We start from the raw sequence: 20,303 nt of genomic DNA, 5'->3' as shown, positions 1-20,303 counted from the left end.
CGTCCGGGAATCCGCGAAACGAGTCTGCGGCCCACGGAGTACTCAAGGGAATGGGCGCCGGCACCCCCGCCGGTCCAGGGGCGCGGGGAACGGCGCAGCCTGGACCGGAGGGCCACGGCCTCCGGCAGTCCGACGCCGACGATGGCGCTGAACCCGCAACGGTCCAGACCTCAGCCGGCGCCCATGGCACTGGTTCCACGGTGGCCTCCGGCTACCCGAATCGTGCCGGGGCACCCGCGGCCCGGCATGACATGACGGCCGCCGGGCCTGCGGCGGAGACCACCAAGGTCTGGCTGGGCGTCGGCCTGGTGGGGTCGGCCGGGGCGGCCGGCCTCCTGCTTGCCAGGATCCGCAAGTTTTGAGCCGCGGCCGGTGTGAAATTGAGCACTTCTACGTCCTGTAGAACTCGCCCGTTTCGACTTGGGGGTAACTAACGGGCAAACTGGTAAGCATGAGCCACACTTCTGCCGAATCTGTCACTAAAACCGAAGAATCAGCCGAGCAGTTCTTCACCCTCTGGACGGTTTTCAAACGCTCAGAGCAGCTCGTGCGCAGCGCTGATGCTGCCAGCGACTTCGACGCGCTGCTCGCCCGCCTGGCGGAAGCCGGGGTGACCCACCGCGGCAGCTACGACGTCTCGGCAATGCGCGCCGACGCCGACATCATGGTGTGGCTCCACGGACCCAAGCCCGAAGACCTCCAGAAGGCCATCCGCGACATCCGCCGCAGCAAGCTTTTCGCCGGCACCGAGATCGTCTGGTCGGCCATGGGGGTGCACCGTGAGGCGGAATTCGCCAAGAACCACACCCCGGCCTACTCCCGCGGCGTTGCGCCGGCGGAATGGCTGTGCGTCTACCCGTTTGTGCGCTCCTACGAGTGGTACATCCTCCCGGAGGCGGAACGCGGCAAGATGCTCCGCGACCACGGCCTGCTGGGCCGGGACTTCCCGCAGGTCATCTCCAACACTGTTTCATCCTTCGCGCTGGGCGACTGGGAGTGGATCCTGGGCCTCGAGGCTCCGGAGCTGGTTGACCTCGTTGACCTGATGCGCCATTTGCGTTCCACTGAGGCACGCAACCATGTGCGCGAGGAAATCCCGTTCTACACCGGCCGCCGCATCACCTCGGCCGAGGTCGCAGAGGTTCTGGCATGACCGCCGCCGATCCCCAGCCGGGTCCTGCCGTGACCACCGTCAACGCGGTCACCGAAGCCGGCCGGATGGCGCCCAAGGAATATGACGCAGTCCTCCTGGCGTCCTTCGGCGGACCAGAGGGCCAGGAGGACGTCCTTCCCTTCCTCCGCAACGTCACCAGGGGCCGCGGCATCCCGGATGAGCGCCTTGAAGAGGTGTCCCATCATTACCGGGCCAATGGCGGCATCAGCCCCATCAACGAGCAGAACCGCCGGCTGAAGGCTGCCCTCGAAGGCGAGCTCGCGGCGCGGGGCATCAGCCTTCCGGTGCTGTGGGGCAACCGCAACTGGGACCCGTACCTTCCGCAGACCCTGCAGGACGCGTACGACGCCGGCCACCGCAAACTGCTCATGGTCACCACGAGTGCCTACTCCTGTTACTCCAGCTGCCGCCAGTACCGCGAGGACATCGGCGTCGCCCTGACGGAGACCGGGTTGGATGGCCGGTTGGAAGTGGACAAGGTACGCCAGTACTTCGACCACCCCGGCTTTGTGGAACCCTTCATTGAAGGAACCGCTGCAGGGCTTGCGGACGTCCGCGCCCAGCTGGCGGCTGCCGGCACCCCGGACGCCCCCGTGCACATTCTCTTTGCGACGCACTCCATCCCGACCCGTGATGCTGAAGCAGCCGGACGGTCCGAGGCTGAGCCGCGGGAGTTTGCGGAAGGCTCGGCCTACGTGGCCCAGCACCTGGCGACAGGCGCGGCGGTCATCGACAGGGTCAAGGCCGAGTCCGGCCTGACTGCGCCGTGGTCCCTCGTGTACCAGTCCCGTTCCGGCGCGCCGCACGTGCCGTGGCTGGAACCCGACATCAACGATGCCATTGAAGAGCTCGCGGGCCAGGGCATCAAGGGCGTCGTCATCGTCCCGCTGGGCTTCGTCAGCGACCATATGGAGGTGGTGTGGGACCTGGACACCGAAGCCATGGAAACCTGCCGCAACCTCGGACTCGCTGCAACACGCGTTCCGACGCCCGGTACCCACCGGAAGTTCGTGAACGGCCTGGTGGACCTGATTTCCGAACGGACGCGGACCAACAACATCAGCGACCGCCCTGCCATGACGGCCCTGGGGCCCTGGTACGACGTCTGCCGGCCCGGCTGTTGTGCCAACTTCCGCGGCGAAAAGCCGACCATTGCCGGAGCTGACACCACCGTGGGTATCGGGCATGACGAGTACCCGGCAGGCGTCGCCGGCACCGCCGGGGGAGAAGGCACGCTGTGACCGTTCGGATCGGAACCAGGGCCAGCAAACTCGCCCTGACCCAGACCCGGCAGACAGCTGACCAGCTGGCGGCCGTCGGCGGCTTCCCGGTGGAGCTGGTCCACATCACCACCGAGGGCGATGTCAAAACCGGATCCCTGTCCCAGATGGGCGGCACCGGAGTGTTTGTCGCGGCCCTGCGCGATGCGCTGCTGCAGGAATCCTGCGATGTTGCCGTGCACTCGCTCAAGGACCTACCGACTGGCGCCGCACTTGGCCTGACCATCGCGGCGACGCCCAGGCGGGTGGATGTCCGGGACGTGCTGTGTGCGCGCGATGGCCTGAAACTGGCCGATCTGCCGCAGGGGGCCAAGGTGGGCACCGGCTCGCCGCGCCGCGCAGCCCAGCTCCGTGCCGCCCGCCCGGACCTTGATGTGCTGGATATCCGCGGCAACGTGGACACGCGCCTGGGCCGGGTTCCCGGGCTGCCCGGCAATGCCGAAACCGCGCCGGGCGATCTTGACGCCGTTGTGCTGGCAGCCGCCGGGCTGGAACGCATCGGCCGCCTGGACACCGTCAGCGAATTCTTCGAGACGGACGTGATGCTGCCCGCGCCCGGGCAGGGTTCGTTGGCCATTGAATGCAGGACAGCCGACGCCCCGCGCACGGCCGGTTCCACCCAAGGCTCCCAGGGCGTCCTCGCCCAGGCCCTGGCCGCGCTCAATGATGAGGACACCCGCCTCGCCGTGACCGCCGAACGGGCAGTGCTGGCGCGGCTCGAAGCGGGCTGCGCCGCTCCAGTGGGCGCCTTCGCCTCCCGCAAAGGCAGCATGCTGTACCTCGAGGCGGCAGTGTGCGCCGTGGACGGGACGAAAATCGTCCGCGAAAAGAAGGCGACGGACGGCCTGACCGAGGTCGGTGCCACGCTGCTCGGCATCGAGGTGGCCGAGCTCCTGCTCGCTGCCGGTGCCGCGGAGATCGCGGACCTTGCCGCTTCCTGACGGTCCCGCCGGCGCGCTGGCCGGCTCGTTGGTTGGCCGGCGTGTCCTGATCACCCGGAGCGCCGACCGCGCCCGGCCGCTCGCCTCGCTGCTCAGCAGCCTGGGGGCCGAGCCCCTGGTCCTGCCGCTCATCGATTTCGAGCGGGCCACGGACCAGGCGGCGCTCAACGCGGCCCTTGATGACCTGGTGGCCGGAGCCTATGACTGGCTTGTCATCAGCAGCATCACCACGCTGCGCATGATCACGGAAAAGGCGGCTCAGCGGGGGAGCACCCCGGCCGCCCTGATACCCGCCGGTACACGGGTGGCCACCATCGGGCCGTCCTCCAGGCAGGCCCTCGAAGCCCTGGGCATTCCCGTGGCACTTGCCCCGGAGGATAACCAGTCCGCCGAAGGGCTGGTGGCGCTCTGGACCGCAAAACGGGAACGTGTGCTGCTGCCGCAGGCGGACATCGCCGCGCCGGGACTGCGCGAGGGCCTCGCCGCCGCAGGCGCCGACGTGACCTCCGTCATCGCTTACCACACCGTGGATTACCCGGCCCGTGCGGAACTGCGGCTGGCAGCCGACCTGCCCCCCGCCGTCGGCCGTTCCACCCGCGCAGCACCGCAGGAGCTCAGTCCGCCGCAGGCGAGGCGGGAACTCGACGCCGGCACCATCGACGCAGTGGTGGCGGCCTCACCCAGCGCAGCGCGCCGCATCGCCGCGACCCTGCTGCCGCTGGGCAGGTGCCGTTTCATCGCCATTGGGCGTCCGACGGCGGCAGAGGCCGCCGCACGTGGCATCCCCGTGGCTGCCACCGCCAAAGTACCTACCCCGGACGGGATTGCCGCCGCCCTGGGCGCTGTATTCGCTAACGAAGGGAACACCAGATGAGCTTTCCGAACCACCGCCCGCGCCGTCTCCGCACCACTCCGGCCATGCGCCGGCTCACCGCCGAGCACCGGCTGGCCCCGGCGGACCTGATCCTGCCGGCCTTCATCCGCGAGGGCCTCAGCGAACCCAGCCCCATCACGTCCATGCCCGGGGTGGTCCAGCACACCACCGAGTCACTTAAACGGGCGGCCGCCCAGGCTGTGGAACTCGGCATCGGGGGCATCATGCTCTTCGGCGTTCCGGCCGTGCGCGATGCCCGCGGCACCGCATCGCTGGATCCGGACGGAGTCCTCAACAAGGGCATCCGCGACATCCGGGCCGAGGTAGGCGATGACCTGGTGATCATGAGTGATCTCTGTTTGGACGAATTCACTGATCACGGCCACTGCGGAGTATTGGACGCCGAGGGCTACGTGGACAACGATGCCACTCTGGAAATTTATGGCCGGATGGGCGTTGCCCAGGCCGAGGCAGGGGCGCACGTTGTGGGCCCCTCAGGCATGATGGACGGCCAGGTGGCCGTCATCCGCCAGGCCCTTGAAGACGCAGGACACAAAAATACCGTCATCCTGGCTTATGCGGCCAAGTACGCCTCGCCCTTCTACGGCCCCTTCCGGGAGGCCGTGGACTCGCAGCTCACAGGCGATCGGCGGACCTACCAGATGGACTCCGCCAACCGCCGGGAAGCCATCCTTGAGGTGGAACTCGACCTTGAAGAGGGCGCCGACATGGTCATGGTCAAGCCGGCCATGAGCTACCTGGACATCCTGGCCGACGTTGCCGCCATGAGCCCGGTGCCGGTCTCCGCTTACCAGGTTTCGGGCGAGTACGCCATGATCGAGGCCGCGGCAGCGAATGGCTGGATCGACCGCCGGGGTGCGATTGTGGAGTCCGTCCTGAGCATTAAGCGCGCCGGCGCCAACACCGTCCTGACCTACTGGGCCGCCGAGCTTGCGGGCTGGCTCAAGGAATCCTGACCGGACGGGAATGTTTTCGGAGCATGCGAGGTTTGAATGCGTATGCATGAAAATAGCGCAGCTTCCGAAACTGTTCCCTTGCCCGCAAACCCCACCGCTCCCGTAGCGGCAGACACGATGCTGTTGGGCGTCAGCACGTTCGGCGACGTGGACCTGGACGCCGAGGGTGTCCCCAAGCACCATGCCCGGGTGCTGCGGCAGGTGGTGGAACAGGCCAAAGTAGCCGAGGCCGTCGGCCTCCACTCCTTTGGCGTGGGGGAGCACCACCGCAAAGACTTCGCCGTCAGCGCGCCGGACGTGGTGCTGGCAGCCATCGCCACAGCCACCGAAAACATCCGGCTCGGCAGTGCGGTGACGGTCCTGAGCTCGGACGATCCCATCCGCGTTTTCCAGCGCTTCGCCACGCTCGACGCCCTGTCCAACGGCCGCGCCGAAGTGATCCTGGGCCGCGGCTCCTTCACGGAGTCCTTCCCGCTCTTCGGCCAGGATCTTGCCGATTACGACATGCTGTTCGAGGAAAAGCTGGAGCTCTATGACCTCGTACGCTCCCAGAAGCCGGTGAACTGGGACGGCCGTACCCGGGCCGGCCTCCGCGGCCAGATGGTCTACCCGCACGTCGAAGGCCGCCTGCTGCCCACGTGGATCGGTGTGGGCGGCTCGCCCCAGTCCGTGGTCCGCACGGCGTCCTACGGCTACCCCATGGTCCTTGCCATCATCGGCGGCGAACCGGAGCGGTTCCGCCCCTACGCCGACCTGTACCGGCGGACCCTCGCCGAGCTCGGCAAGGAACCGCAGGCACTGTCCGTCCATTCTCCCGGCTACGTGGCCGACACCGACGAGCAGGCCCTCGAGGAGTACTACCCGCACTGGCTCGCCGTGCGGAACAAGCTCGGAGCCGAGCGCGGCTGGGGCCCGGCCGGGCGTGGCGAATTCGAAGCGGCGGCCGATGAGGACGGCGCTCTGTTCATCGGGTCACCCGAGACGGTGGCGGCGAAAGTGGTCCGGCTCAAGGGCACGCTGGGTGCGGACCGCTTTGAGATGAAATACAGCAGCGGCACGCTGCCCCACGAGCAGATGATGCGTTCGATCGAACTGTTCGGCTCCAAGGTTGCGCCTCTCGTCGCAGACAGGCTCGCGGACATGCTGGCCGGCAGCTGAGGCTTTGGTTCCGAGGTCGAAGCCAAAGCCGGACCTGATGCCGGAGCCCGCGCGTGGCGTGGGCTCCGGCCACCCTGACGGGGATGGGAGAATAGGGATATGACTCGTTCCGATGCCCTCTTTGCCCGTGCCCAGACCCTGATGCCCGGAGGCGTCAATTCGCCCGTCCGGGCTTTCGGCTCGGTGGGCGGGACACCGCGGTTCATGGTCTCTGCCAAGGGGCCGTACCTCACGGACGCCGACGGCACCGAGTACGTGGACCTGGTCTGCTCCTGGGGCCCGGCGCTTCTGGGCCATGCCCACCCTGCTGTCCTTGAAGCGGTCCATGCGGCCGTGGACCGGGGTCTATCGTTCGGCGCCTCGACCCCGGACGAGGCCAACCTGGCCGCCCTCGTCCAGGAACGCGTGCCGGCGGCCGAACGCGTCCGGATGGTCTCCACCGGCACCGAAGCCACCATGACGGCCGTCCGGCTGGCCCGTGGCTTTACCGGCCGGAACCTCATCATTAAGTTTGCCGGCTGCTACCACGGCCACCTCGACGGCCTGCTGGCTGCAGCCGGCTCCGGTGTGGCCACCCTGGCCCTGCCGGGCTCGGCCGGCGTTACCGAAGCCACCGCCGCCGAAACGCTGGTACTGCCCTACAACGACCTCGCCGCGGTGGAGGCTGCGTTCGCCGCACACGGACCCAGCATCGCCGCCGTCATCACCGAGGCCGCTCCCGCCAACATGGGCGTTGTCACCCCGGGGGAGGGCTTCAACCTGGGCCTGTCCCGCATCACCCGCGAACACGGTGCCCTCCTGATTGTGGACGAGGTCCTGACCGGTTTCCGCACCGGCTACTCCGGATACTGGGGCCTGACCGGCGGCGCTCCGGACGCTGCCGAACCCTGGACCCCGGACCTGCTCACCTTCGGCAAGGTCATCGGCGGTGGAATGCCGGCGGCGGCCCTTGCCGGACGTGCCGACGTGATGGACTACCTGGCGCCGCTGGGCCCCGTCTACCAGGCGGGCACACTCTCGGGAAACCCGGTTGCCATGGCAGCCGGCGTGGCCACCCTGACCCACGCCACCCATGACGTGTACTCGTTTGTGGACGTCCGCTCGCTGGAACTGTCCTCGGCCCTGTCCTCCGCCCTCGACAGTGAGGGAGTGGACCACTCCATCCAGTTCGCCGGAAACCTCTTCTCGGTGGCGTTTGGCACGTCCGCCAACGGCGTCCACAACTACGCGGATGCCCAGGCCCAGGAGACCTTCCGCTACGCGCCGTTCTTCCACTCCATGCTGGACTCCGGGGTCTACCTGCCGCCGTCCGTCTTCGAGGCCTGGTTCCTGTCCGCCGCCCACGACGACGCCGCCATGAACCGGATCTTCGACGCGCTGCCGGCCGCCGCGAAAGCCGCCGCAGCCGCACAGGCCTAGCGCCGCCGTCGGGCCCTGTTTCCGGGGTTAAGCCGAAAATCCCCGCCTCCCGGACGAATCCCCCCTTCATGCGAAGGGGAATTGTCCGGCAGGCGGGGATTTGCCGTTGGGGCCGGCTAGAGGACGTCCGAGAGGAAGCCCTTCAGTCGGTCCGTCCGCGGATCCGTGAACAGCTGTTCCGGCGGACCTGACTCAACCACCACGCCGGCATCCATGAACGTCACGGTATCTGAGACGTTGCGGGAGAAGCCCATCTCGTGGGTCACCACCACCATGGTCATGCCCCCCTTGGCGAGATCGGTCATGAGCGCCAGGACGCCCTTGACCAGCTCAGGGTCCAGCGCCGAAGTGGCCTCGTCAAAGAACATCACTTCAGGCTTCATGGCCAGTGCACGGGCGATGGCGACACGCTGCATCTGGCCGCCGGAAAGGTTGGCCGGACGCACATCCGCCTTGTGCTTGAGGCCCACCAGGTCCAACTGGCCGAGCGCTTCTTCCCTTGCCTTGTCCTTGGACATTCCGCGCAGCTTCCACAGCGCCAGCGAGACGTTCTCCACCACGGTCTTGTGGGGAAAGAGGTTGAACTGCTGGAAGACCATGCCGATCCGCCGCCGCAGTTCGTCCGGGTTGTCCTTGAGCACCGAACGCCCGTCCAGCAGGATGTCACCCTGATCGGGCTCGATGAGCCGGTTCATAACGCGCAGGAGCGTGGATTTGCCTGAGCCGGAAGGGCCGATGACCGAAGCCGTCGTGCCTTTCTCGACGTGCAGGTCGATGCCTCGCAGGACCTGGTTTGACCCGAAAGCCAGATGGATGTTCTGTGCCGTTAAAGTTCCGGAAACGAACTCGCTCATGCCTGGGCTCCCTTTCCGACGACGGCAGCTACCTCGTCCGGTTCTTTTTTCTCCGGCCGCCCTGAGCGCAGCCGGCGGTCAATCCAGTTCACGAAGTGTGTCAACGGGACAGTGAGCACCAGATAGAAAACGGCAGCTGCCACGTAGGGCGACAGGTTGCCGCTGTTGGATGCCGCATCCTTGCCGATCTGGAAGATTTCGCGTTCCGTCGCCAAGAGGCCGAGCATGAAGACCAGGGAGGATTCCTTGATCAGGGCAATGAACTGGTTGACAAGCGCCGGCAGGACCCGCCGGACACCCTGGGGCACCACAACCAGGCGCATGGCCGGCCCGTAGCCGAAGCCCAGGGCGCGGGTGGCCTCGAGCTGCCCCTTATCGACACTCTGGATTCCGGAGCGAAAGATCTCGCCGATGTAAGCGGCCGACATCAGGGACAAGGCCGCGATGGCCATCGGATACGGGCTGCTGGATCCGGTGATCTGACGGAAAATCGGTCCGAAGCCAAGCCCGATCACGAGGATGGTGAGGATGGGGGGCAACCCGCGCAGCACATCGGTGTAGATGCGCGCAATCCAGCGGGCGGCCGCATTCCGGGAGATCCCCATGAGGGCAAGCAGCATGCCAAGTGCCGTCCCGATGACGCCCGAGGTGACAGCCAGAACGAGCGTGTTCGGCAGCCCGACGGCGAACATCTTGGGCAGGACTTCGCCGATCGCCTTCCAGTCCAGGAAGGTATCAGAGAGCAGTTTGAAGATATCCACGGAATGCGCCGGCTTACTTGGCGGGAACCTGGACGGCCTTGCTGCCCGGCTTCCAGCCCTGTGGGGTCTGCTCGGCAGCCGTCGGGCGGTCCGTGTACCACTGGGCCGTGAGCTTGGTCCATGTGCCGTCAGCGATCACGGCGTCGAGGCCTGCATTAAGGGCATCGATCAGCGGCTGGTTGTCCTTGTTGACCGCATAGGCGGTGAAGTTCTGCGTGTTAACGACCTTTTCGGCGATCTTGGTGTTGTCGCCCTCCTTGACCTGGCCGGTGGCCTGCTGCGAGGGCGCGACCCAGGCGTCCACCTGGCCGCTCTTCACGTTGGCGTACACGGTGTTGTAATCCGGGAAACGGACCGGCTCAAGCTTGAGGGTGTTGGTGACGTAATCGTCCTGCACCGTGCCCTGGACAACGCCAATGCGGACGCCTTCCTTCAGGTCGGCGAAGCCCTTGACCTTGGCGTCGCTCTTGGTCACCACGGCCATGTAGCCGAAGTCGTAGCCGTTGGTGAAGCCAACGGTCTCGCGGCGCTTGTCCGTGGTGGAGATGGAGGAGGATCCGACGTCGAACTGCTTGTTCTTGACCTGGGACAGGAGCGCGGAGAAATCGGTGGACGCAAACTCCACCTTGAGGCCCAGCTTGTCGCCGATCGCCCGCAGGAGCTCGTTGTCGTAGCCGGTGAACTTGCCCGAGGGGTCAATGAAAATATTCGGCGGCGCGTCGGAGAGGGTGCCAACGCGGAGGGTGCCGTCGGTGATGAGGCCGAGTTTGGTCTTGTCGATCTTGTCGATCGGGGTGACATCGGCGGTGGTGTACTTGTCCAGCGTCTGCTGGTCGCTGCCTGCCAGGGCGTCCGTGGGGGTACCGCTGGGCTGGGCAGTGCCGGACCCGCAGGCGGCCAGGGAGACGGCCAGGGCCACCGCTACCGGAACGCTGGCCAGCCACTTCATGGCTTTAGTCTTCATGAGGAAGTCACTTTCATCTGAGTCATAAGTTCAACCGGGCCGAAGAGGCTGCACAGGGACGTCGGGAGCCTTGCTCCCAGGACGCCGATCGGCCGGGACGGGAATACCGCAGAAGATAATTATCTCATTCCCGGCTTTCTGCCGGTTCCACCGCACAAATCGAGTGAATCTTCGCGTTTCATCGAATATTACGCAGCGCAGGACAGCGCCTGTCCTTCACTTGAACGGACGTGGCCGCACGGACCGAATTGCCCGGGGGCGCGGTCCCCGCCCTGCCGTTTCCGTCGGAACGTGAGTTAGCTCTCGCTAGAAGTCACCCCGGCTGGCATCTTCCGGAGGAAGCACAGGCCATTCCCCTTCGATGACAGCAGTGGGTTTGGTCTTGCGCAGATAGTTCTGAAAGTCTGCCGCCTGGCTCACGGCCCAGTCCTTCTGCAGTTCGTGCAGCTGGCTGGCCGGCATCTTCAGCTTGGGGAATTTAACGGTCATCGCGTCCAGCATCCTGAGCGTGGCAAGGGCGTCCGCTGCCGAAGTGTGGGCGTTGTCCAGGTTGATGCCGTACTCCTCGCACAGAGCCGTCAGCGTGCGTTTGCCCTTGCGGTAACGGTCAACCTGCTTATTCATGATGTAGGGGTCCAGAACGGGAAACCGGGTGAGCTGGCGGACGCCGTAGCGGGCCGATTCCGCTGCCAGGACCGTAAAGTCGTAGCTGGCATTGAAGGCTATGACGGGGATTCCGGCGTCGAACAGTTCCTGCAGAACGGTGGCCAGCTCGGCTGTGACTTCGTGGGCAGCTCGCCCCTCACTGCGGGCCTGCTCGGTGGTAACACCATGGACCTCGCTCGCTTCAGCGGGAATCTCAACGCCCGGATCCGCAAGCCATTCGTGTTCCTTGATTACGTCCCCCTGATGGTCCACCACAGTCACGGAAGCTGTGACAATGCGCGCGGCACGCGAATTCCGTCCAGTGGTTTCAAGGTCGAAGGCGGCGCGGGGAAGGGTGTTCCAGGTGGTCATGCTTCAACGCTACCGGCCGGCACTGACAGGATCGGTCAGCGCCACTGCAGCTAGTCTGGATCCATGCGGATTGAGTACGTCGAGGCGGTGCTGGCCTTGGTTGAGCTTGTGCCGCCCGGGACCGCACTCGCGTACGGGGATGTGGCGGAATTGCTGGGATCCGGGGGGCCCCGCCAGGTTGGCCGCGTTATGAGCCACTACGGCAGCTCCGTCCCGTGGTGGCGGATCCTTAAGTCCAGCGGGCATGGTCCGGCTGGCCACGAAGCTGAAGCTCTCCGCCACTACCTGCTCGAGGGGACGCCGCTCCTGGGCCGCCCCGATGACTATCTTCGCACCGGCGAGGGCCGCTGGCGGGTTGACCTGACGGCTGCACGCTGGGCGCCGCGGGAGGACGAGTTCGACCGGATTGATGCGATTGCGGAGCACCTGGAGCGGCGGCTGCACAGATTGTCAGTGGCTGATGATGGAATGTCTGTGTGACCCTAACAATTCCCGATCTTGATCCGGCCGAGAACTCCGGCGGTGCGGCCAGCCCGGCTTCACCGCCGGAACACTCCGGCGGCACAGGCCTCAGGCTTCTCCCGCCGCGGCAGGTCCATGCCGAGCTTCCGGTCCTGTCCGCGGATCAGCGCGAAGCTGTGGAGGTGCCTCACGGTTCAGGACCGGTGCTGGTGCCCGGCGCACCCGGAACCGGAAAGTCCACGGTCCTGATCGAAGCTGCCGTCCGCCGTGCAGTGCAGGACGGCGTGGATCCGGAACGAATCCTGATCCTGGCACCGGGCCGCCTGGCGGCCGACTCACTCCGGGACCGGTTTACCGCACGGCTGGACAGGAGCCTGAGCACCACGCCGGCCCGCACCTGGTCTTCCTATGCTTTTGACCTGATCCGCCGGGCGAAGGCCGAGGGAATCCTTCCGCTCCCGCGTGCGCCGCGCCTGCTCTCGGGTCCGGAACAGGACCTCATCATCAAGGAGCTGCTGGAAGGCCACCGGCTGCCCGGCCTGGAGCTGTCCTGGCCTGCGGACCTGGAAACGGCATTGGAAACGCGGGGCTTCCGGCACGAAGTGCGCCTGCTCTTCGACCGAATCATCGAATCCGGCCGTACCGCAGCGGACCTTGCCGACCTGGGCCGTCAATGCGGCAGGCCGGACTGGCTTGCCGCAGCAGCGCTGTACTCGGAATACCGGGACGTCCTTGACCTGCGGATGCCCGAAGCCTTCGACCCCGCCGGCATCATCACCACGGCCCGGCAGATCTTCCAGGACGAGCCCGGGTTCCTGGCCGCCGAGCGCGAACGGCTGCAACTGATCCTGGTGGATGACGTGCAGGAAGCAAACCCCGCTGTTTACGAACTGCTCGCTGATATTGCCGGCGGCAAGGACTGCTTCGTAGCGTTCTCACCGGACACCGTGGTGCAGGGCTTCCGCGGTGCCAGGCCGGATCTGGTCGCCGACCTTCCGCAGTTGCTGGCAGGGGAGTCGGGCGTCCTGGAACGGCCGCTTTGGCACACCCACCGGCACACTCCCGCAATCGCCCAGGCCTGGCTCGGCGTGGCCGCCCGGATCTCGCAACGCGCAGGTGGGCAGCTGGCCCGCCGGCTCGAGCAGCCCGCACCCGCGGCAGGATCTGCGGACACCGGAACCGCCGTCGTCGGCACCCTCCCGACTCCCCCGGGAGGAGTAGAAGCGCACTTGATCCCTTCCCCGGTGCATGAGTTGCGCTACGTGGCCCAGCGCATCCTGGACCAGCACGTCAACCACGGCCGGGACCTCGCCGAGATCGCGGTGATTGTCCGAAACGGCGGCCAACTCAGCGAACTGCAGCGCTACCTTTCGGGGCAAGGGATCCCGGTCCGCGTGCCGGTGGCCGAGTCTGCGGTCCGCGACGAAGTGGCTGTGCGCCCCTTGCTGGACGCTTATGCCATTGCCCTTGACCCCTCCCTGCTGACCCCGGAGGCGGCCGTCGCGCTGCTGACATCCCGGATCGGGGGCGCTACCTCGATTGAACTGCGGCGCCTCAGGCAATCCCTCCGGCGCGAGGAACTGCAAGGCGGCGGGGGACGGACCAGTGATGCCCTGCTGGTCGAGGCACTCCTGGAACCCGGAGCGCTGCTGACCCTTGGAATGGAGGGCCGGTCAGCGCGCCGGACCGCCCGCATGATCCAAGCGGGGCAGCATGCTGCGTCCCAACCCGGTGCCAACGCCGAGTCAGTTCTCTGGGCGCTCTGGCACTCCACCGGGCTGGCCAACCAGTGGACGGAATCCGCCTTGTCCGGCGGATCCCACGGTGCGCGGGCCGATCGCGATCTCGACGCCATGATGGCGCTCTTCCATACTGCGGAGCGCTATGTGGACCAAATGCCTGGCGCGGGCCCTGAGCAGTTCCTCGAATATCTGCTCAACCAGGAACTGCCCATGGACACACTGGCGGCCCGTGCCCAGGTGGACGACGCCGTCGAGCTGATGACCCCGGCCAGTGCCGCAGGCCGCCAGTGGCCCGTGGTCATTGTGGCCGGACTGCAGGAGGGCGTATGGCCCAACACCAGGCTTCGCGGCGAGCTGCTGGGCAGCAGCCTGTTCGCTGACGCCGTGGAGCACGGGGTCAGCTATGCCCTGCAGCTGGATCCGCTCAGCAGGCTGCGGGAAATCCGCTACGACGAACTGCGCAGCTTTTCCACGGCGGTTTCGCGGGCGGAGCAGCTGCTGATCTGCACGGCCGTCTCCTCGGAGGATGACCAGCCCTCGTCCTTCCTCGACTACGTGGCACCCCTCGAACCTGGCCGCGAGGGCAGGGGATTCACCCAGGTGGAGCGGCCCATGACGCTGCGCGCCCTTGTGGCCGAGCTGCGGCAGTATGCGCAGCTGGACGGCAGGTTTGAGCCGGAGGCCGCCGAGGCTGCGAGGGTCCTCGCCGAACTGGCAACCGCGGAACCACCCGTGCCAGGCGCCCACCCGGACAGCTGGTGGGGGTTGCTGCCCCTCAGCACGGCGGAGCCGGTGGTCCCACCCGGCGGGACCGTCTATGTCTCGCCGTCGAAGGTCGAATCAGTGCAGAAGTCCCCGCTCGACTGGTTTGTGCAGGCCGCCGGAGGCGAAGCAGCCACGGATTTTGCCCGCAGCCTGGGAACACTGGTCCATGCCATCGCCCAGGACATGCCTGAGGCGTCGGGTGGCCAGTACGTGGCCGAACTCGTGCACCGGTGGCCCACGCTGGGCATGAAGGACAATTGGGAGGGCAAACTCGACTTCCAACGGGCCGAAACCATGGTGCGCAAGCTCGCCCAGTACGTCCTGGTGATGCGAAGCGAGGGCCGTAGCCTGCTGGGTGTTGAGCAGGACTTCGAGGTACGTCTGCCTGATCGGCCGCCGCTGCAGGCGGACGGCGGGGAGCCGCGAACTGCCATCCTCCGCGGCCAGGTTGACCGGCTGGAGATCGATAACGAGGGAAGGCTAGTGGTGGTGGACCTCAAGACGGGCAAACGGCAACCCGGCAAGACAGAGTTGTCACGCCACCCGCAACTGGGGGCCTACCAGGCGGCAGTTCTGGCCGGCGGTTTCGCGGACGCGTCCGGTCTGGACGCTGGCCGCCCGGCGGCGGAAGCGCCCGGCGGTGCCGTGCTGGCACAGTTGGGCACCAGCACCAAGAGCCCTGGAATCCAGCAGCAGGAACCGCTGGATCCGCAGGACAACTGGGCGCTGGACATGGTCAACGAGGCGGCGGTGCTGATGTCGGGCAACAGCTTCGAAGCCCGGCATGATCCGGCCAAGGGCAGCCACGGCGGCCACGGCTGCCGGCTTCCTGAGGTATGCCCGCTCTGTGTCCGAGGCAAGCAGGTCACTGAATGAACCGGCACCGGCCTCCCGAGCCCCTCTTCAGCCCGGAACAGCTGTCCGCGCTGCTGGGTGAAAAGAACACCCCCACGCCTGAGCAGTCCGCCATTATCTCGTCCCCGTTGGCCCCCCGGCTGGTGATCGCAGGTGCCGGATCCGGCAAAACCGCCACCATGGCCGACCGCGTAGTCTGGCTCGTCGCCAACGGCTGGGTCAGGCCCGAGGAAGTCCTCGGTGTCACGTTCACCAGGAAGGCGGCCGGTGAACTGGCCACCCGCATCCGCGCCAAGCTGGCGTCCCTGCAGCGGATTGCGGCCCAGGACACTGCGCATGCAGTGTTCCCGGAGGGCCTGCTCAGCAGCGACGCCCTTGAGCCGAAGGTGTCCACATACCATTCCTTCGCGAGCGGGATCGTCTCGGATTACGGGCTGCGGCTCGGGGTGGAACGCGACGTTGTGCTGCTCGGCGGCGCCCAGGCCTGGCAGCTGGCCAGTGAGGTGGTGGAAGCGTTCGACGGCGACTATCACCACTTCAGGGCGGCCAAGTCCACGTTGGTCAAGGCAGTGATCCAACTGGCAGGTGAGTGCGCCGAACACCTGCAGGACCCGGCCGACGTCGAGGCCTGGCTGATGGCACGCCTGGGGGAATTCGAGGCGCTGCCTTATGTCGCCGGTGCCGCGAAGAACGCGTCGCAGGCCGCGACCGACCTCGCCGGCATGCTCCGGACACGGGCAAGTGTCGCCGACATGGTGGGCCGTTACACGGCGGCCAAGCGGGCGCGGGGAGCGCTGGACTTCGGAGACCTCGTGGCGCTCGCCGCCCGGGTGTCCAGGGAGGTCCCGCTGGCTGCGGAACTGGAACGCCAGCGATATAAAGTGGTGCTCCTGGACGAGTTCCAGGACACCTCCTACGCCCAGCTGGTGCTGTTTTCCCGGCTTTTCGGGGAAGGGCACGCCGTTACCGCGGTGGGGGATCCGAACCAGTCCATCTACGGCTTCCGTGGAGCTTCTGCCGGCCAGCTTTTCCATTTTGTCCGCGAATTTCCCGTCCGCATGGAACGTGACCAGGACTGCGATGCGGACGGGAAAACCGACGCTGGCCACGCCGTCTACCAGCCGGCCCCAACCTCGTACCTCACCACCGCCTGGCGCAATGGCCGTACGATACTCTCCGCCGCGAATATCATGTCCGAGGCCTTGGGCAGGGCTGGGCTACACACGGCTCCGACCGGCGCCACCCCCGTGGCGGCGGCAGTGCCTCCGCTGCAGCCCAGCCCGTTTGCGGTTGAAGGGCAGGTGGTGCTCGGACGCTTCGGCACTGACGTCGGGGAGGCGTCGGCGCTGGCCGGTGACGTCCAGAGATACCGGGTCACGGATTTCGAGCATGAAGCTGACGGCACACCGGTGCCGCCTGCCCTGGCTGTACTCTGCCGCCGCCGGGCCCAAATGGAGACCATCCGCAGGGAGTTCGAGTCGCGGGGAATCCCGTACGAAATTGTCGGTCTCGGCGGACTACTGGACACTCCCGAAATCGTCGATCTCGTGGCCACCCTGCGGGTGTTGGCGGATCCGGGGCGGTCGGACTCCCTGATGCGGCTCCTCGCCGGCGCGCGGTGGCGGATCGGCCCGGCGGACCTGATGGCCTTCCGTGACTGGTCCAGTCAACTCGCACGCCGCCGCGCACACCGCGCCGGGGCAGCTTCTCTGGATGCCGGCGGGGCGGCTGTCAACGCCGAGGAAGCTCTGGCCGACGCCGTGATTGAAAGCGACCTGACAGACGGCGCCAGCCTGGTCGAGGCGCTGGACTGGCTGCCGCGGGAGGACTGGGTTTCCGCCCAGGGCCGGGCGCTGACCTCCGAAGCGCGCGAACGGCTCGGCCGGCTCTCGACTGAGCTCAGGCAGCTGCGGGGCTACCTCGGCGATGACCTGACCACCCTGCTCGGCGAGGTGGAACGCGCCATGCTGCTCGATATCGAAGTAGCGGCCCGGCCGGGCATCAGCATCCATCAGGCGCGGCGGAACCTGGACGCGTTCCAGGACGCGGCTGCGGGGTTCCTGCGCACTTCCCACCGGGTGGACATCCTTGCCTTCCTCGCATGGCTGGAGGCTGCCTCGGCCGAAGAAAACGGCCTCGACGCGCCGCCGCCGGAGATCAACCGCGAGGCCGTGCAGCTTTTGACCGTCCACGCTTCAAAAGGCCTGGAATGGGATGTTGTTTTCGTCCCCGGCCTGAACGCCGGCGCCTTCCCGAGCAACAAGGATTCCCGATGGAGCACCGGCGCGGCCGCCTTGCCATGGCCGTTGCGGGGTGACCGGTCGGATCTGCCGCAATGGGACACCGATCAGCCTGACCAAAAAGGCTGGCTGGATGCCGAGAGAGATTTCAAATCGGACGTCCAGTTCCACGTCGAAGGCGAGGAGCGGCGGCTGGCGTACGTCGCCTACACCAGGGCCAAGCACGTGCTCTGGGTGTCCAGCGCTGCCTGGGTCGGCTCCCGGGCGGGCCGCGCCGAGATGTCGCCCTTCCTCGCTGAGCTCGAGCAACTCGCGGGCGTCGGGGAGAAACCACCAACTGCCGGTGCCGTGGTGCATCCGTTGTCGGTGGCGGAAGAGTCCTTGCCGGAGAAAAGCCCGCTCACTGCCGAAACTGAGCTGGCTACGTGGCCGTATGACCCGCTCGAAGGGCCTGTGGATCCCCGTACGGGTGAACGCCGCCGAGTGGTTCCCGGCCGGCGGGTGGCCATGGACCGTGCGGCCGCACGCGTCCGGGCGGCGCTGGATGCACCGAATGACCTGGATGCCTCCACCGCCGGCGCGGCGGCTATTGCCGTGGAACCGGCCGCGAGGCTCCGGGGCAGTGCTGCAGACTGGGCCAGGGAAGCCGCGCTGCTCCTGGAACGCCGGTCCAGGCGGGCGGGCGGACAGGACGTGCACCTGCCCGGCCACATCTCCGCCTCCACCCTGGTGGACCTGGGCGAGGACCCGCAGGGAGTAGTCGGCCGGCTCCGGCGCCCTGTTCCGCGCGAGCCGGGCATGTCGGCGCGAAAAGGCACCGCCTTCCACACATGGGTGGAGGAGTACTTCGGCACGGCCGGGATGTTGGACCTCGGCGAGGCCCCGGGTTCGGATGACCACATAGATGCGGCCTACGACCTGGACGCCATGGTCGCCACGTTCAAGGCCTCGGAATGGAGCGACAGGTCGCCCGCGTTTGTTGAAGTCCCGGTGGAAACCCGGGTAGGTGAGGTGGTGGTCCGCGGACGCATTGACGCCGTCTTCCTGGATGCCGACGGCCGCTGGGACCTGGTGGACTGGAAGACCGGCCGCCGGCCTTCCGCGTCACAGCTCCGTGCCAAGTCTGTTCAGCTCGCCGCCTACCGGCTCGCCTGGGCACGACTGAAAGGGGTTCCCGTGGATGAAGTCCGCGCCGCCTTCTTCTACGTGGCCGATAACCAGGTGGTTCGGCCGCACGATCTGGGTTCGGCCGAGGAGCTCGAGCAGATTGTGACAGCGGCGCTGGGAGCTAGTGCTTCCTGACGTCCACCACGCTGATTGCCGCGGTGGAGGTGTCTTCGGCGGTCTGGGGAGCCGGTGCATTGGTGGAGCGCGTCCCGCTGCCCTCTGCCTCGGCTTCCGCCGCATCGCTGACGGCTGTGTCACCGGCAACTGTGTCACCGGCAACCGTGTCACCGGCAGCCGCGTCACCGGCGGGTTCGCTGCCTGCCGGTGACACGGGCACGGGAACGTGGACCGCGGATGCTTCGCCAACAGAGGCTGCCAAGGCCTCGCCCCGGGGAACCGGGATGACCGTCACTGCCGGAACGGGAGTGACGGTGGCTGCCGGGACCGGAACACTGCTGACAGGTGGGACCGGGGCGACGGTAACGGCGGGGGACGCCGAACCGGTCGCCGCAGGTGACCGGACGCCGTCGGCCGTCGCACCGGAAGGGACGCCACCGGCGGGAACACCCGCACCGGGGACGCCTGCACCGGCGGGTACACCCGCTTCGGCGGGGGACCGGCCGGGCAGCGGCTCGACGCTGATCGACTGGCCCCCGTACTCCTCCACATCGGCGGCCAGAGTCTCCAGCATCCCCTCAGCTTCGGCAACCATGCCTGAATCGCCGGCCGCTATGCCCTTGACGAGGTACTGCGCCAGGGCGAACTCCGCCGACAGGGCGGCGCGCCGCAGCAGGTGCTGGTCCGGGGCGTCCCGTCGGCTTGCCGTGTAACTGGACAGCACAGCGTCCACGAAGTCCTGCTCGTTCGAGGCAACCAGCCACGCGAAATCATCGGCGGGATCGCCGATCCGCAGATCGGTCCAGCCCGTTACCGCTGTAACGCGGCTGCCCTCCACCAGCAGGTTGTCCTCATGGAGGTCACCGTGAACAACGCTGGGGTTGAACCGCCACAGAGAGACATCTTCCAGGGCATGTTCCCAGCGGCGCAGGAGCGAGGCCGGAATCTTGCCGGTGGTCGCCGCCTGGTCAAGTTCGTTGAGCCGGCGCTGGCGGAACTCGTTGGGGGTGTAACTGGGAAGATCCGCGTTGCTGACGAGGGAATGTGGAAGGTCGTGGATTGCGGCCAAGGCCGTTCCGATTTCCCGGGCCAACGCTTCGGGGCCGGCCGTCAGTTCCTCCACGCTGCGGGTGCTGCCACCCAGGTGTGAGTACACAAACGTGCTCAGGCTGCCGAGGCGGACACTGCCGGCAACAGTAGGCATCAGGAAGGGCAGCTCTGCCCGGATGGCCGGTGTGAACGCCCGCAGCACAAGAAATTCCGTTTCGAGCCTTGCGCTGGCCTCTGCATGCTGCGGTGACCTGACCCGCCAGCGTTTGCCTTCGGAGTCAAGGAGCAGGGCGGAGTCGAAATCGGCGGGATCGTCCGCGGCGGAGCGGACGGCGGTGGGGGTCAGTCCAGGGACTGCCGCGGTTGCAACGGCTGCCAGTTCGATCGGTTTTCTTCTCACCGTTCCACGGTAGATTGGCTGGCCTCCAACTCAATGATGTGTGGCGGCGAGTCTCCAGATACCGTGCAAATGTCGGCTCTTTTGCC

General features: G+C 67.0%; 16 protein-coding genes. 11 read left to right on the top strand and 5 right to left on the bottom strand.

The features are described 5' to 3' along the window. Positions 1-50: 50 nt before the first annotated feature. From SBP01_RS12915 to hemL, 8 genes are all read left to right on the top strand, one after another. The gene (locus tag SBP01_RS12915) at positions 51-362 is read left to right on the top strand and encodes a hypothetical protein (protein WP_275212400.1); all 312 of its coding nucleotides are present in this window, start codon (positions 51-53) and stop codon (positions 360-362) included. Positions 363-451: 89 nt separating this feature from the next. Next, on the top strand, positions 452-1,153 hold the full coding sequence (hemQ, locus tag SBP01_RS12910) for a hydrogen peroxide-dependent heme synthase (RefSeq protein ID WP_320536030.1): 702 nt from the start codon (positions 452-454) through the stop codon (positions 1,151-1,153). Next, positions 1,150-2,415 carry a ferrochelatase gene (locus tag SBP01_RS12905; protein ID WP_320536029.1) on the top strand — a complete coding sequence of 422 codons (1,266 nt, stop codon included), beginning with the start codon at positions 1,150-1,152 and terminating at the stop codon, positions 2,413-2,415. The genes hemQ and SBP01_RS12905 overlap by 4 nt, the downstream gene beginning before the upstream one ends. After that, positions 2,412-3,395, top strand: coding sequence for a hydroxymethylbilane synthase (hemC, locus tag SBP01_RS12900; RefSeq protein ID WP_320536028.1), 984 nt, complete (start codon positions 2,412-2,414; stop codon positions 3,393-3,395). Before SBP01_RS12905 ends, hemC begins: the two co-directional genes overlap by 4 nt. Then, positions 3,382-4,269, top strand: a complete 888-nt coding sequence (locus SBP01_RS12895; protein ID WP_320536027.1) for a uroporphyrinogen-III synthase — start codon at positions 3,382-3,384, stop codon at positions 4,267-4,269. Before hemC ends, SBP01_RS12895 begins: the two co-directional genes overlap by 14 nt. Then, entirely contained in the window at positions 4,266-5,246 is a 981-nt protein-coding gene (hemB, locus tag SBP01_RS12890) for a porphobilinogen synthase (RefSeq protein WP_320536026.1), read from the top strand. Before SBP01_RS12895 ends, hemB begins: the two co-directional genes overlap by 4 nt. 42 nt (positions 5,247-5,288) lie before the next feature. After that, positions 5,289-6,404 carry an LLM class flavin-dependent oxidoreductase gene (locus SBP01_RS12885; protein WP_320536025.1) on the top strand — a complete coding sequence of 372 codons (1,116 nt, stop codon included), beginning with the start codon at positions 5,289-5,291 and terminating at the stop codon, positions 6,402-6,404. Between the two features lie 99 nt (positions 6,405-6,503). Continuing rightward, the gene (gene hemL, locus SBP01_RS12880; RefSeq protein WP_275212407.1) at positions 6,504-7,823 is read left to right on the top strand and encodes a glutamate-1-semialdehyde 2,1-aminomutase; all 1,320 of its coding nucleotides are present in this window, start codon (positions 6,504-6,506) and stop codon (positions 7,821-7,823) included. Positions 7,824-7,939: 116 nt separating this feature from the next. Here the strand turns inward: hemL and SBP01_RS12875 are convergent, their stop codons facing one another. From SBP01_RS12875 to SBP01_RS12860, 4 genes are all read right to left on the bottom strand, one after another. Further along, positions 7,940-8,677 (bottom strand): amino acid ABC transporter ATP-binding protein, encoded by a 738-nt coding sequence (locus SBP01_RS12875; protein WP_275212408.1) that lies wholly within the window; start codon positions 8,675-8,677, stop codon positions 7,940-7,942. Then, the gene (locus SBP01_RS12870) at positions 8,674-9,369 is read right to left on the bottom strand and encodes an amino acid ABC transporter permease (RefSeq protein ID WP_414004301.1); all 696 of its coding nucleotides are present in this window, start codon (positions 9,367-9,369) and stop codon (positions 8,674-8,676) included. The genes SBP01_RS12875 and SBP01_RS12870 overlap by 4 nt, the downstream gene beginning before the upstream one ends. A gap of 82 nt (positions 9,370-9,451) precedes the next feature. Further along, positions 9,452-10,402 carry an ABC transporter substrate-binding protein gene (locus SBP01_RS12865; protein ID WP_275212410.1) on the bottom strand — a complete coding sequence of 317 codons (951 nt, stop codon included), beginning with the start codon at positions 10,400-10,402 and terminating at the stop codon, positions 9,452-9,454. A 306-nt stretch (positions 10,403-10,708) separates the two neighbouring features. Then, the gene (locus SBP01_RS12860) at positions 10,709-11,419 is read right to left on the bottom strand and encodes a 3'-5' exonuclease (protein ID WP_320536024.1); all 711 of its coding nucleotides are present in this window, start codon (positions 11,417-11,419) and stop codon (positions 10,709-10,711) included. Between the two features lie 63 nt (positions 11,420-11,482). On the opposite strand from SBP01_RS12860, the gene SBP01_RS12855 reads away from it, so the two are divergent. The 3 genes from SBP01_RS12855 (at position 11,483) to SBP01_RS12845 (ending at position 18,785) form a co-directional block, all read left to right on the top strand. After that, complete coding sequence (locus SBP01_RS12855) at positions 11,483-11,899, top strand: MGMT family protein (protein WP_275212412.1); 417 nt, start codon at positions 11,483-11,485, stop codon at positions 11,897-11,899. 134 nt (positions 11,900-12,033) lie between these two features. Continuing rightward, complete coding sequence (locus SBP01_RS12850; protein ID WP_320538345.1) at positions 12,034-15,264, top strand: ATP-dependent DNA helicase; 3,231 nt, start codon at positions 12,034-12,036, stop codon at positions 15,262-15,264. Then, positions 15,261-18,785 carry an ATP-dependent DNA helicase gene (locus SBP01_RS12845; RefSeq protein ID WP_320536023.1) on the top strand — a complete coding sequence of 1,175 codons (3,525 nt, stop codon included), beginning with the start codon at positions 15,261-15,263 and terminating at the stop codon, positions 18,783-18,785. Before SBP01_RS12850 ends, SBP01_RS12845 begins: the two co-directional genes overlap by 4 nt. Here SBP01_RS12845 and SBP01_RS12840 read toward each other — a convergent pair. After that, positions 18,772-20,217: a macrolide 2'-phosphotransferase gene (locus SBP01_RS12840; RefSeq protein WP_320536022.1), complete on the bottom strand. Its 1,446-nt coding sequence runs from the start codon at positions 20,215-20,217 to the stop codon at positions 18,772-18,774. The two genes, SBP01_RS12845 and SBP01_RS12840, sit on opposite strands and share 14 nt — an antisense overlap. Positions 20,218-20,303: the final 86 nt, after the last annotated feature.

The sequence above is a fragment of the Pseudarthrobacter sp. IC2-21 genome (assembly GCF_034048115.1).
Lineage (GTDB): Bacteria > Actinomycetota > Actinomycetes > Actinomycetales > Micrococcaceae > Arthrobacter > Arthrobacter naphthalenicus.
The sequence above is the reverse complement of the archived record's forward strand: the minus strand, read 5'-3'. Positions and strand labels throughout refer to the sequence as shown.

What these genes read in the sequence shown, in the direction of transcription:
- SBP01_RS12915 (WP_275212400.1), top strand. Translation starts at nt 51, where the DNA reads ATGGGCGCCGGCACCCCCGCCGGTCCAGGGGCGCGGGGAACGGCGCAG.
- hemQ (WP_320536030.1), top strand. Translation starts at nt 452, where the DNA reads ATGAGCCACACTTCTGCCGAATCTGTCACTAAAACCGAAGAATCAGCC.
- SBP01_RS12905 (WP_320536029.1), top strand. Translation starts at nt 1,150, where the DNA reads ATGACCGCCGCCGATCCCCAGCCGGGTCCTGCCGTGACCACCGTCAAC.
- hemB (WP_320536026.1), top strand. Translation starts at nt 4,266, where the DNA reads ATGAGCTTTCCGAACCACCGCCCGCGCCGTCTCCGCACCACTCCGGCC.
- SBP01_RS12885 (WP_320536025.1), top strand. Translation starts at nt 5,289, where the DNA reads ATGCATGAAAATAGCGCAGCTTCCGAAACTGTTCCCTTGCCCGCAAAC.
- hemL (WP_275212407.1), top strand. Translation starts at nt 6,504, where the DNA reads ATGACTCGTTCCGATGCCCTCTTTGCCCGTGCCCAGACCCTGATGCCC.
- SBP01_RS12875 (WP_275212408.1), bottom strand. Translation starts at nt 8,677, where the DNA reads ATGAGCGAGTTCGTTTCCGGAACTTTAACGGCACAGAACATCCATCTG.
- SBP01_RS12870 (WP_414004301.1), bottom strand. Translation starts at nt 9,369, where the DNA reads ATGTTCGCCGTCGGGCTGCCGAACACGCTCGTTCTGGCTGTCACCTCG.
- SBP01_RS12865 (WP_275212410.1), bottom strand. Translation starts at nt 10,402, where the DNA reads ATGAAGACTAAAGCCATGAAGTGGCTGGCCAGCGTTCCGGTAGCGGTG.
- SBP01_RS12860 (WP_320536024.1), bottom strand. Translation starts at nt 11,419, where the DNA reads ATGACCACCTGGAACACCCTTCCCCGCGCCGCCTTCGACCTTGAAACC.
- SBP01_RS12855 (WP_275212412.1), top strand. Translation starts at nt 11,483, where the DNA reads ATGCGGATTGAGTACGTCGAGGCGGTGCTGGCCTTGGTTGAGCTTGTG.
- SBP01_RS12845 (WP_320536023.1), top strand. Translation starts at nt 15,261, where the DNA reads ATGAACCGGCACCGGCCTCCCGAGCCCCTCTTCAGCCCGGAACAGCTG.